The organism is Shinella sp. CPCC 101442, assembly GCF_024704725.1.
Lineage (GTDB): Bacteria > Pseudomonadota > Alphaproteobacteria > Rhizobiales > Rhizobiaceae > Shinella.
Genome location: NZ_JALIQS010000002.1, coordinates 378,466 through 391,183, shown reverse-complemented (window position 1 = coordinate 391,183; position 12,718 = coordinate 378,466). Strand labels below are relative to the sequence as shown.

Sequence of the window (12,718 nt, the reverse complement as noted above, 5' to 3'; positions counted from 1 at the left end):
CAGGGAGCGAACATATGCAAAAAGACCGTATCCATCTTTTCGACACCACGCTCCGCGACGGGCAGCAGACGCCCGGCATCGACTTTTCCGTCGAGGACAAGATTGCGATTGCCGGCATGCTGGACGAATTCGGCCTCGACTATGTCGAGGGCGGCTATCCGGGCGCCAACCCGACGGATACGGCCTTCTTCGCCAAGAAACGCACCGGCCGCGCGAAATTCGTCGCCTTCGGCATGACGAAGCGCGCCGGTATCTCCGCCTCCAACGATCCGGGCCTTGCAGCTCTGCTCGATTCGCGTAGCGACGCGATCTGTCTCGTGGCGAAAAGCTGGGACTATCATGTGCGCGTGGCGCTCGGCTGTTCCAACGAGGAGAACCTCGAAAGTATCGACGGATCGGTCAAGGCCGTCGTGGCCTCGGGGCGCGAATCCCTGGTCGACTGCGAGCACTTCTTCGATGGCTACAAGGCCAATCCCGGCTATGCGCTCGCCTGTGCGAAGACGGCATTTGCCGCCGGTGCGCGCTGGGTGGTGCTCTGCGATACCAACGGCGGTACGCAGCCGGCGGAAGTGCAGGCCATCGTCAAGGCGGTGATCGCCGCCGGCGTACCGGGCGACAACCTCGGCATTCACGCCCACAACGACACCGGGCAGGCGGTCGCCAATTCACTTGCCGCGGTCGAGGCCGGCGTGCGGCAGATCCAGGGCACGCTGAACGGTATCGGCGAGCGCTGCGGTAACGCCAATCTCGTCACGCTCATCCCGACGCTTGCGCTGAAGGAGACCTACAACAGCCGCTTCGAGATCGGCATCGACACGGAAAAGCTCGCCGGCCTCACCAAGCTCGCGCACACCTTCGACGAGCTGCTCAACCGCTCGCCGGATCATCAGGCCCCCTATGTCGGCGCCTCCGCCTTCGCCACCAAGGCCGGCATCCACGCCTCGGCGCTGCTCAAGGATCCGCGCACCTACGAGCATGTCACGCCGGAAAGCGTCGGCAACCTGCGCAAGGTGATGGTGTCGGACCAGGGCGGCAAGGCGAACTTCATCAATGCGCTGAAGCTGCGCGGCATCACGGTGCGCAAGGACGATCCGAAGCTCGACCGGCTCATCCAGATCGTCAAGGAGCGCGAGGCGACCGGCTACGCCTACGAAGGCGCGGATGCGAGCTTCGCGCTGCTGGCCTACCGCACGCTCGGCACGGTGCCGGATTTCTTCCATGTCGAAAGCTTTCGCGTGATGGTGGAGCGCCGTTACGATGCGAACGGCCAGTTGAAGACCGTTTCGGAAGCCGTGGTGCGGGTGGTCGTCGATGGCGAGACCATGATGTCCGTCGCCGAGGGTCACGGTCCGGTCAATGCGCTCGATCTGGCGCTTCGAAAGGATCTCGGCAAGTACCAGGCCGAGATCGTCGACCTGGAACTGGCGGACTACAAGGTCCGTATCCTCAATGGCGGCACGGAGGCCATCACCCGCGTCCTGATCGAATCGACCGATGCTTCGGGCGCCCGCTGGTGGACGGTCGGCGTTTCCGACAACATCATCGACGCTTCCTTCCAGGCGCTGATGGATTCGATCGTCTACAAGCTGCTGAAGAACCGTGGCGAAGCGGGCAGGGTGGCGGCGGAGTAACGGCGATGGTTCAGCGCCGCTCAACCATCGCTTCACCCGAATGAATTGGTATATTCACGATCCTTGGAGTATCCCGTCGGAAAATCCATAAATCGACGGGAAATGACACCATGGCCGACGCAAGCTCCACCAGCGGCCCACAATCCGGCGATTCGCCGCGCGGTTTCGCTTTCGCGCTGACGGCCTATGTGATCTGGGGCTTCCTGCCCTTCTTCATGAAGGCGGTCGCCCATATCCCGGCCTCGGAAGTGGTGGCGCACCGCATCATCTGGTCGGTGCCGCTCGCCGGCCTGGTGCTCGTCTGGCTCGGCCGCACGTCGGAAATCAGGACGGCGCTCCGCTCGCCGCGCATGATCGCCATGGCGACGCTGACGGCGGTGCTGATCACCATCAACTGGGGTATCTATGTCTGGGCCATCGGTGCGGGCCGGGCCATCGAGACGGCGCTCGGCTACTACATCAATCCGCTCTTCTCCATCTTCCTCGGCGCCGTTCTCCTCAAAGAGAAACTGGACCGGGCGCAGATCGTGGCTATTGCGCTCGCCGCCGTCGCCGTCGCCATTCTCGCCTTCGATGCGGGCGGCCTGCCGTGGGTGTCGCTGAGCCTGTGCATGTCCTGGGGTTTCTACGCCTTCTGCCGCAAGGCGCTTCCCATCGGACCGAACCAGGGTTTCTTCCTCGAAGTGCTGATCCTCAGCGTACCGGCGATCGGCTATGTGATCTGGCTCGAATCGACCGGCAACGGCCATTTCGGCGATACGGGCATGACGGATGTGCTCTGGCTGCTGTCCTGCGGCGTCGTCACGGCGATCCCGCTGATGATCTATGCGAACGGTGCCAAGCTCTTGCGTCTCTCGACAATTGGCATCATGCAGTACATCGCGCCCACGATGATCTTCATCATCGCCGTCTTCGCCTTCGGCGAGCCCTTCGGTACGACCAAGCTCATCGCCTTCGTCTTCATCTGGGCGGCACTCTTCATTTATTCAGGCTCCATGCTGCGCAGCGTGCGTGCGCGGCGCATGGCCGCCGCTGAGCTGAAGCCCGCGGAATAGGCGCAGCTCAGCGATCTCAGGATCGCGCAGACGCAGGCGCTGGTGACGATTGCCGGAAGCGCGTCTCGCGCCACGCCCGGCAATCGCTTGCAAAAAAAAAGCGGAGCAACGGAACGGCGATCCGCTTGTGATGTGCCTGTTTTCGGGAAGCCTCGTCCTAGAGACGGGCGATAATCTCGGCTTCGCCGTCGCGGTCCACGTCACCGGCCCAATGATCCACGAGCGCGGCGACGATCTCTTCGGGATCGTCGATCACGAGCGGCTGGACGAGGTGGGCGGTGTGGATGAAACCTTCGTCGGCCATGTGGCGGATCAGTTTCAGCATCGGATCCCAGAAACCGCCGATATTGGCGAAGACCATCGGCTTGCGGTGGCGGCCGAGCTGCGCCCAGGTCATCACCTCGACGATTTCCTCCAGCGTGCCGATGCCGCCGGGCAGCGCAACGAAGGCGTCGGCACGATCGAACATCTTGTGTTTGCGCTCGTGCATGTCGGGCGTGATGATCAGCTCGCTCAGCTGTCCCAGCGAATGCCGGGTGGCCTCCATATCCACGAGGAATTGCGGTATAATGCCGGTGACGCGGCCGCCATGCGAGAGCACGCCGCTGGCGACGGCGCCCATGATGCCCTTGGTGCCGCCGCCATAGACGAGGCGCAGGTGGTTTTCCGCCATCGCCTTGCCGAGGCGGCGCCCGGCATTGATGTAGGAAGCGTCACGGCCGGGCTGGGAGCCGCAATAAACGCAGACGGATCGAATCGGAAGGTTTTGTTCTGTCATGGCGGGATTCAGCCACCCGGCCGGATGTCCGTCAAGGATAATGACGGAAAAAGCATGAGCCAGGGCATGTCGCGCAAAACCGTGCCGTGGTTTTGTGCCGCCGATATGCGAAAAACAAAGGTCTGAGAGCCCGGAACGTCCCCGGAACCTTGTGCAAGGCATTGGGAATCGGTAGCAATTTCCACAGGGGACTCCCGGGAAACCGGGTCAGAGAGAGATTAGATGATGAAGAACAAGACCGGCCTTGTGGCCTTGACCGTGCTGGCAGTGGCGACACTGCTGATGGTTTTCTTCGTGCTGCCCAATATGAACAAGGACAAGCCGGCCGAAACGTCGGTCGCCAAGCTGGCCGAAACGTCCGCCGGTGGCGGTGAAACGACGACCGCCGACGGCAAACAGGCGCGCAGCACGACCGAGGCCGGCGACACGGCCGCAGCGACGGGCGAACAGCCCGCTGCCGGCACGACCGGCGCGGAAGCGACCGCGACGCAGGAGACCGCCTCGGCCGAGGCGGCGCCGGCGGACGCGACCGCCGGCTGGGTTACGCCTGCCTTCGATCTCCTGCGTGTCGAGCCCGATGGCTCCACCGTGATCGCCGGCCGTGGCCAGCCGAACACAAAACTGGAAATCAAGAACGGCCAGACGGTCGTCGCGACGGCCGATATCGGGCCATCCGGCGATTTCGCCGCCGTCTTCGACCAGCCGCTCGCGGCCGGCGACTATCAGCTGACCCTCAACGTCAAGGACGACAAGGGCGGATCCAAGACCTCCGAGGAGGTCGCGACCGTGTCCGTGCCGAAGGATGCCGGCGGTGAACTGCTCGCCATGGTCTCCAAGCCGGGCGAGGCGAGCCGCCTGATCACCGTTCCGGAAGCTGCCGAGAAGGCCGGCGACGCTGCCGCCACGACGACGACGGCGGAGAAGACGGTCGAGCAACCGGCTGCGGAGACCGCTGCGGCAACCGAAACCGCCAAGACGACCGACGCCGGTACGGCAATCACGGGCGAACAGCCCGCCGCAACCGAGACGGCGCAGGCGACCACCGACGGCTCTGCCGCATCGGGTGAGGTCGCAACGACGGCTGTGGTAGGGGGATCCACAAATGAGGGCGGTGGCGACAAGCCGCCGCGCGTTTCGGCCGTCGAGCTGGAAGGCGAACGCATGTTCATCGCCGGTACGGCCAAGCCCGGAGCGCTGGTGCGCCTCTATGCCAATGACAAGTTGGTCGGTGAAGCGAAGGCCGATGAGGAAGGCCGTTACGTGGCGGACGGCAAGATGGACCTGACGGTCGGCCGCCACACGATCCGCGCCGACGTGATGAGCGCGGATGGCGCCAAGGTCGAGTTTCGCGCCTCGGTTCCGTTCGACCGGCCGGAGGGCGAGCAGATCGCCGTCGTGGCGCAGGACACCGGCACCGGTGGGGCCGGCCCGGCGCTCGGTCTCATCGGCGGCGGCGCCTTCGACAAGCTGCGCGGTGACGCCGACAAGGCGATCGCAATCCTCAAGGGCCTCTATGCGAACGGCCGGATGCCGACGGCCGAAGAACTCGCCGCTGCGCGTTCGGCGACGGAAATCGCGCTGAAATCGCTTGCCGAGTTCAAGCCCGGCGCGGAAGAAGGCGAAGCGGCCCGCGCCATGGCGGAGAAGGCGTCCAAGGCCGCCGCCTCCGCGCTTTCCACCCTTCAGGCCCTTCCGTCCGATGCGACGGCTGTCGGCGCCGCGCTCGGCTCCGTCGAGACGGCTGTCGCCGACGCGCTGGCCCCGGCCATCGAGAGGGCCACAACTGTCGTCGAGACGGCGACGGCCGCCGCCGATACCTCCATCGAGGCGCTTGCCGGTCAGGCGACCGTCCTGCAGCAGCAGTTCGTCGCGCTGTTCTCCGATGGCCGCAATGCGACCACAGCGGAAATCCAGACGGCGCGCACGGGGCTGGAAGGTGTGCTGAAGGCCATGACCGGCGTCACCGCGCCTGCCGGCGCGACTGCGGATGTTCAGGCCGCCATCGACAAGCTGAAGGGCTGGGCGTCGGCAGCTCTCGAACGCTTCGCCGCCGTTCCGGCCGGTGCCGGCAAGGAGGCCTACCAGCAGGCGCTGGCCGCACTGGAAGGCATGCCTTCGCTGCAGGCTCCCGCAACGGTGGAAACGGCCAACGAAGGTGCCGCAGGCTCCGGTCAGTCTGTTGCCGGCACCGATACCGGCGGAGGCAACCCGGTCGCCGCGTCGAGCGAAGGTCAGACGGTTGCCGGTACGGACACGGCCGGTGGCAAGGCCGAGAGCGGCAATATCCCGGTAGCGAACGGCGGCGAAGCTGCTGCTGAAGAGCCCGAGACCGTCGAGCAGGCGCCGCTGCAGGCGAGCAAGACCTCGGTGATCATCCGTCGCGGCGATACGCTGTGGCAGATCTCGCGCCGCATCTACGGCAAGGGTGTGCGCTACACGACGATCTACCTCGCCAACGAGGACCAGATCACCGACCCGGATCGCATCATCCCCGGCCAGGTGTTCGGCGTGCCGGACAAGACGGCCGAGACGGACGCCGAGGCCGAAGAGCTCCACCGCAAGCACGTTCGCGGCAATTGATGATCTTCAATTCCGCCTTGCCGGTTGCGAAGCGGCCGGCAAGGACCTATCTCAAGCATACGGCGCCCTCCCGGGCGCCGTATTTTCATTCAGGCACGGCGGCAGGATGAGAACGGTTCATCGTTCGCGCCCGCCGGCAACATTTGTGAAGTCCGGGGCGTGACGGGTCCCGGCGGAGGCCAGCGTGGCGACGACGAAGAAAACGGTTTCGGCCGATAGCAGCAATCCCTTTTCGACGCTGGTGAACCTCTGGCCCTATATGTGGCCCTCGGACCGGCCGGACCTGAAGATGCGCGTCGTCTGGGCGACGGTCTTCCTGCTGATCTCCAAGATCGTGCTGCTGCTGGTGCCCTATTTCTTCAAATGGGCGACCGATGCGTTGAACGGCAAGGCCGATGCCGTCAGCCTGCTGCCGGCCTTCCTGACCGGTGCCGCCATGCTGGTGCTCGCCTATAACGGTGCGCGCATCCTCCAGGCCGGCCTCAACCAGCTGCGTGACGCGCTCTTTGCCAGTGTCGGGCAATATGCGGTGCGCCAGCTCGCCTACCGCACCTTCGTGCACCTTCACCGCCTGTCGCTGCGCTTCCATCTGGAGCGGCGCACCGGCGGCCTGTCGCGCGTCATCGAGCGCGGCACCAAGGGCATCGAGACGATCGTGCGCTTCACGATCCTCAACAGCGTGCCGACCTTTATCGAGTTCTTGCTCACCGCCGCCGTGTTCTGGATGGGCTACGGCTTCCAGTACCTGCTCGTCACGGCCGTCACGGTCTGTCTCTACATCTGGTTCACCGTGCGGGCGTCCGACTGGCGCATCTCCATCCGCCGCTCGATGAACGACAGCGACACCGAGGCCAACACCAAGGCGATCGACTCGCTCCTGAATTTCGAGACCGTCAAATATTTCGGCAACGAGGAGATGGAGGCCCGCCGCTTCGACCAGTCCATGGAGCGCTACGAGAAGGCGGCGACCCAGGTGTGGACGTCGCTCGGCTGGCTGAACTTCGGCCAGGCGCTGATCTTCGGCCTTGGCATGGCGGTCATGATGGTCATGTCCGGCCTTGCCGTGCAGGCGGGCACGCAGACAATCGGCGACTTCGTCTTCATCAATGCGATGCTGATCCAGCTCGCCATCCCCTTGAACTTCATCGGTTTCGTCTACCGTGAAATCCGCCAGGGCCTGACCGATATCGAGCAGATGTTCGATCTTCTCGAAGTCGAGGAAGAGGTGCAGGACAAGCCCGGCGCGATCGATCTCGTCGTCGCCGACGGTGCGATCTCCTTCAAGGACGTGCATTTTTCCTATGATCCGAAGCGGCCGATCCTCAAGGGCATCTCCTTCGACGTGCCGGCCGGCAAGACCGTCGCCGTCGTCGGCCCTTCGGGAGCGGGCAAGTCCACGCTGTCGCGGCTTCTCTATCGCTTCTACGACGTGCAGGAGGGCGCCATCACGATCGACGGGCAGGACGTGCGCGACGTGACGCAGAAAAGCCTGCGCAAGGTCATCGGCATGGTGCCGCAGGATACCGTGCTCTTCAACGACACGATCGCCTACAACATCCGCTATGGCCGCCCCGGCGCGAGCGACGAGGAAGTCTCCGCCGCCGCCGAGGCTGCGCAGATCGGTCCCTTCATCCGCCATCTTCCCGATGGGTTCAAGGCGACGGTCGGCGAGCGCGGCCTGAAGCTTTCGGGCGGCGAGAAGCAGCGCGTCGCCATCGCCCGCACCATCCTGAAAAGCCCGCCGATCCTCATCCTCGACGAGGCGACCTCCGCGCTCGATACGCGGACGGAGCAGGAAATCCAGGCCGCGCTCGACGTCGTCTCGCAGAACCGCACGACGCTCGTCATCGCCCACCGCCTGTCGACCGTCATCTCGGCCGACGAGATTATCGTCTTGAAGGACGGCGTGATCGCCGAACGCGGCACGCATGGCGAACTGATGCAGCGCGACGACGGCCTCTACGCCTCCATGTGGAACCGCCAGCGCGAGGCCGTACAGGCCGAAGAGCGTTTGAAGCAGGTGCGCGAAAACGACGATCTCGGCATTATCGTTCGTGGTGCTCCGGCGGCGGAGTGATCACTCTGCCGGTGAGGCGAACAGGATCAGGTTGGCATCCGGATCGAGCACGATGAAATTGCGCGCCCCCCAGGGCTGCGTTCTCAGCGTCAGATGGAAAGACAGGCCGGCCGCCTGATAATCAAGAAAGAGCTGCTGGATCGCGGCTGCATTTTCGAGCGTGATCGCGGCCGACAGCAGCTCCTCCCGCTGCCGGACATTGCCTGCGAAGACCGGCCCTGCCACCTTGCGCAGGCAAAGCCGCGCCGCATCACGCGCGACCACTCCAAAGAAGGGTGGTTCGCCATAGGTGAAATCGACGGCAAAGCCGAGCTTTTCCACGTAAAAGGCGAGGGCAGCGGAAAAATCGGTGACGTAGATCACCGGCTCCGCACCGCCAAGAACAGGTGTTTCGGGCCTGGTTGCGGCCGTATTGCTCATGCCGGGAAATCCTCTCCTGAGCGCCGGCCAATCCTCAAGCCCGTTCTGGCGCGCCCTGCAGTAACCCAAAAAATCTCCCCCGTTGATCAAACCTTGTCAATACGGTGGTAAAAAGGGGGAGGCGCGAAAGCCTGTGAGGCAGCTTTTGCGGTGCCGAAATCTTCACAGCCGCTACCGGATTGCGCCGCGGGAAAAGGTGCCGGCTGGGGGCTATTCGCCACGCCGCATTGCTCCCGCCGGGTTTTCACGCTAGGTCGATGGCGTGAAATCATCAGGAGATGTCGGAAGATGAGTTTGGTCGATACGATACGCAGCACCCTGGTGCCGATCCATCGGGAGGGCTGGAAGTTCGTGGCCGGCTTCTTCGTCGTCTCGCTGCTGTTGGGGGCCGCGTGGGAGCCGCTGATGTGGATCGGCTTCATCCTGACCGCCTGGTGCGCCTATTTCTTCCGCGATCCCGAGCGGCTGACACCGCAGGATGACGATCTTGTGATCAGCCCGGCAGACGGCCGCGTCTCGGCCATCGCCATGGTCACGCCCCCCGCCGAGCTGGAACTCGGCGACCAGCCGATGCTGCGCATCTCGGTTTTCATGAACGTCTTCAATTGCCACGTGAACCGCGCTCCGATGCGCGGCCGCGTCTCGCGCGTCGCCTACCGCGCGGGAAAATTCCTCAATGCCGATCTCGACAAGGCGAGCCAGGAAAACGAGCGCAACGGCCTCGTCATCGAAAGCGCCCATGGCCCGATCGGCGTCGTGCAGATCGCCGGCCTCGTTGCCCGCCGCATCCTGTGCTGGACCGTCATGAACGACAGCCTGGAAGCCGGTGAGCGTTTCGGCCTGATCCGCTTCGGCTCGCGCCTTGATGTGTTTTTGCCGGAGGGCGTGCAGCCGCGCGTCAGCCTCGGCCAGACGGCAATTGCCGGTGAGACGGTGCTGGCGGAGTTCGGCTCCGCCAAGGGACCGGTCGTCAGCCGTCGCGGCTGAGTGATTGACCATTGGACGCGGCGTCTTGTCTCCTTCAGGGAAGGCGCCGCACATGAGAAAGAACGAAGCGAAAAGCGATGGACACACCGTTTCCGCCCTATGAGCCGAATGGCCCGAACGACGAGGCCCGCGGGCCCCGCCTGCGCGAAATCCCGCTGCGCGTCATCATTCCCAACGTCATCACGGTTCTGGCCATCTGCGCCGGCCTCACGGGTATCCGGCTTGCCTTCGAGAACCGTTATGAGCTGGCCGTCGGCATGGTGCTGCTTGCTGCCTTCCTCGATGGGATTGACGGCCGCATCGCGCGCCTCCTGAAAGCGACGTCGAAATTCGGCGGCCAGATGGACTCGCTTGCCGACATCGTCAATTTCGGCGTGGCGCCGGCCCTCGTGCTCTATGTCTTCATTCTCGATCAGGCGCGCTCCTTCGGCTGGATCGCCGCGTTGATCTACACCATTGCCGCCGGCCTGCGCCTTGCGCGGTTCAACGTGATGGCCGAGCGCGAGACGAAGGCGAAATGGCAGTCGGAGTATTTCGTCGGCGTGCCGGCGCCGGCGGGCGCCATGCTGGTGCTGCTGCCGGTCTATGTCGGTTTCCTCGGTCTCGCCCCGACGCCACTCTTTGCCTATCTGGCTTCCGGCTACACGGTGCTGATCGGCTTCCTGCTGGTGAGCCGCCTGCCGGTCTGGTCGGGCAAGTCGGAGGGCAGCCGTGTGCGCCGTGATCTGGTGCTGCCGCTCATCCTGCTCGTGGTGCTCTACGTCGCCACCTTGATGAGCTTCACCTGGGAAACGATGGTGGTGACCGTTATCGGCTATCTCGCCACGCTCCCCTTCGGCGCGCGTTCCTGGCAGCGCAAATATGGCGGCTGGACCGCGCCGACGACGAACGGCGCCAGCGAATTCCCGGAAGAGCACGACGCCCGATAGACGTCCCGCCATCACATCCGCGTGAGCCTACCGAAAGCCCTGTCCACACTTTGTGGACAGGGCTTGATTTTTTGGTGCGGGTCGACTAACTAGCAAGCAAATAGATAGTAAGCTAATAATATTTGGACTATCAAGATGACTGCTAACGATCCCCGTGAACGCCTGCTCGACGACCTCTCCCGCGTGCAGCGCAAGATGCGTGCTCTTTTCGACGCGCGCGTGAAGGAGAGGGGCCTGACATTGCCGCGCGCCCGCGCGCTTCTCATCCTCGGCCGTGGCGCACAGCTCAACCAGCGGGAGCTTGCCGAGGAACTCGACATCGAGACGCCGACGCTCGTGCGCTTGCTCGACGGCATGGAGAAGCAGGGGTTCATCGAGCGCCAGTCGGTCGAGGGCGATCGCCGGGCCAAGCAGATCGCCATGACGCCGCACGGCGCCAAGGTTGCCGAGGAGGTGCTGGACCTCGCCCGCTCGCTGCGCGCCGACGTGCTGAACAGCATCACGACGGCCGACATGCAGACCACCGTGAAGGTTTTTTCGGCCATGGCGGACAATATCGCCAGAAGCTGTCGGGAGAGCGTGGAAGCATGAGCACCGTTCCCGCCACGGATATGCGCGGGACGGAGGACGAGGCAAAAGAGCCGGCCGGGCAGGCACCCGCCGCCGCCCCGCCGACACCGCCTCCCATGGCGCCATCCCGCGCTGCCGCCTATATGGCCGCTTCCACCCTGCTTGCCATGACGCAGGGCTTCGGCATGAACCTCGTCGCCGCCAACATTCCGCAGTTGCAAGGCCCGTTCGGTGCGACGAGTGCGGAGGCCGTCTGGCTGATGGCCGCCTACATGGCGCCGAATGCCTCGCTGTCGATCGCGCTCATAAAGATCCGCAACCAGTATGGCCTGCGCCACTTCGCCGAACTCGGCATCGCCGTGTTCCTCGTCGTGACGGTGCTGCATATGTTCATCACCGACCTGCATTCGGCGATCGTGCTGCGGTTCTTCGCGGGCATTGCCGCCGCCCCGCTGTCCTCGCTGGGCTTTCTCTACATGCTGGAAGCCTTCACGCCGGCGCGCAAGCTGACGATCGGCATCTCGCTGGCGCTCACCAATATCGGCCTTGCCGCGCCGCTGACGCGCATCATCTCGCCGCCGCTCATCGAACTCGGCAACGTGCGGGGCCTGCTCATCCTCGAGGTCGCGCTCTCCATGCTCTCCTTCGCGGCGATCTACCTCCTACCGCTGACCCCTCTGCCGCGCGCGAAGGTCATCGAGAAGCTCGATATCGTCAGCTATTTCTTCATTGCCATCGGCTTCGGCTCGGGTGCCGTCATCCTCGTGACGGGGCGGACCTATTGGTGGATGGAGGCGCAGTGGATCGGTGAACTCTCGGTCGTCATGATCGTGGCGCTGACCATCGCCGCCGTGCTGGAGCTCAACCGTGAAAAGCCGCTCATCGATCTGCGTTGGCTCGTCAGCCGCGAGATGTTGCACTTCGCGGCGGTGCTGATCCTTTTCCGCCTGATGCTTGCCGAGCAGACCGCCGTCGCCGGCAACTTCTTCCAGATCATGGGGTTGCAGAACGACCAGCTGATCGGCCTCTACAGCGTCGTGGCTCTGGCCACGGCCGCGGGTGGCCTTCTCTGCGCGGCGATCATAAAGCCCGGCCGGGAGCCCGGCATCCACATGGTCGCGCTGTTGCTGATCGGGGTCGGTGCATTTCTCGACAGCCAGGCGACGAACCTGACCCGGCCCGAGCAGATGTATCTCAGCCAGGCGATGATCGCGGCCGGCGGCAGCCTGTTCCTGCCACCGGCCATCGCCTCCGGCTTCACCATGGCGCTGCGCAAGGGTCCGCAATACATCCTGAGCTTCATCGTCGTCTTCCTGGTGACGCAGAGCCTCGGCGGCCTTGCCGGCTCGGCGATCTTCGGCTCCTTCATCACGCTGCGCGAAAAATTCCATTCGAACGTGCTCGCCCAGGCGATGACGCTGACCGATCCGCTGGTCGCCGCCCGCGTCTCGCAGCTGTCGGCCGCCTATAGCCACACGATCACCGATGCCGCGATCCTGAAGGCCGAGGGCGTCGCGTTGCTCGGTCAGCAGGTGACGCGCGAGGCGAACGTGCTGGCCCACAACGACGCATTCTTCGTCATCGCGCTGCTGGCCGTCGCCTCGGCCGCCGCACTCGCCATCCACAGGATTTACGTCCATATCAGAGAGGCCAGCACCCGCGCAGGCGGCGAAGCGGCCGTTGAAGGTTGA

At 64.4% G+C, this 12,718-nt stretch carries 10 protein-coding genes; 8 read left to right on the top strand and 2 right to left on the bottom strand.

Annotated elements, in window-relative coordinates:
* The first annotated feature begins 14 nt into the window (after positions 1-14).
* A complete protein-coding gene (gene cimA, locus MUO32_RS07100; RefSeq protein ID WP_257947521.1) occupies positions 15-1,631 on the top strand; it encodes a citramalate synthase in 1,617 nt (538 codons plus the stop codon).
* Between the two features lie 110 nt (positions 1,632-1,741).
* Positions 1,742-2,686, top strand: a complete 945-nt coding sequence (gene rarD, locus MUO32_RS07095) for an EamA family transporter RarD (protein ID WP_257947520.1) — start codon at positions 1,742-1,744, stop codon at positions 2,684-2,686.
* Between the two features lie 157 nt (positions 2,687-2,843).
* Here rarD and MUO32_RS07090 read toward each other — a convergent pair whose 3' ends face one another.
* The gene (locus tag MUO32_RS07090; protein ID WP_257947519.1) at positions 2,844-3,464 is read right to left on the bottom strand and encodes a TIGR00730 family Rossman fold protein; all 621 of its coding nucleotides are present in this window, start codon (positions 3,462-3,464) and stop codon (positions 2,844-2,846) included.
* A 222-nt stretch (positions 3,465-3,686) separates the two neighbouring features.
* Between MUO32_RS07090 and MUO32_RS07085 the strand changes: the two genes are divergently transcribed.
* Both MUO32_RS07085 and MUO32_RS07080 read left to right on the top strand, forming a co-directional pair.
* A complete protein-coding gene (locus MUO32_RS07085; RefSeq protein WP_257947518.1) occupies positions 3,687-6,044 on the top strand; it encodes a LysM peptidoglycan-binding domain-containing protein in 2,358 nt (785 codons plus the stop codon).
* 184 nt (positions 6,045-6,228) lie between these two features.
* The gene (locus MUO32_RS07080; protein ID WP_257947517.1) at positions 6,229-8,121 is read left to right on the top strand and encodes an ABC transporter ATP-binding protein/permease; all 1,893 of its coding nucleotides are present in this window, start codon (positions 6,229-6,231) and stop codon (positions 8,119-8,121) included.
* Here MUO32_RS07080 and MUO32_RS07075 read toward each other — a convergent pair whose 3' ends face one another.
* The gene (locus MUO32_RS07075) at positions 8,122-8,541 is read right to left on the bottom strand and encodes a VOC family protein (protein WP_257947516.1); all 420 of its coding nucleotides are present in this window, start codon (positions 8,539-8,541) and stop codon (positions 8,122-8,124) included.
* 288 nt (positions 8,542-8,829) lie between these two features.
* Here MUO32_RS07075 and MUO32_RS07070 point away from each other — a divergent pair, with 288 nt between their 5' ends.
* From MUO32_RS07070 to MUO32_RS07055, 4 genes are all read left to right on the top strand, one after another.
* The gene (locus tag MUO32_RS07070; protein ID WP_257947515.1) at positions 8,830-9,528 is read left to right on the top strand and encodes a phosphatidylserine decarboxylase; all 699 of its coding nucleotides are present in this window, start codon (positions 8,830-8,832) and stop codon (positions 9,526-9,528) included.
* A gap of 77 nt (positions 9,529-9,605) precedes the next feature.
* On the top strand, positions 9,606-10,457 hold the full coding sequence (gene pssA / locus MUO32_RS07065; RefSeq protein WP_257947514.1) for a CDP-diacylglycerol--serine O-phosphatidyltransferase: 852 nt from the start codon (positions 9,606-9,608) through the stop codon (positions 10,455-10,457).
* 135 nt (positions 10,458-10,592) lie between these two features.
* Positions 10,593-11,048 (top strand): MarR family winged helix-turn-helix transcriptional regulator, encoded by a 456-nt coding sequence (locus tag MUO32_RS07060; RefSeq protein WP_257947513.1) that lies wholly within the window; start codon positions 10,593-10,595, stop codon positions 11,046-11,048.
* A 20-nt stretch (positions 11,049-11,068) separates the two neighbouring features.
* Complete coding sequence (locus tag MUO32_RS07055; RefSeq protein WP_374708628.1) at positions 11,069-12,718, top strand: MFS transporter; 1,650 nt, start codon at positions 11,069-11,071, stop codon at positions 12,716-12,718.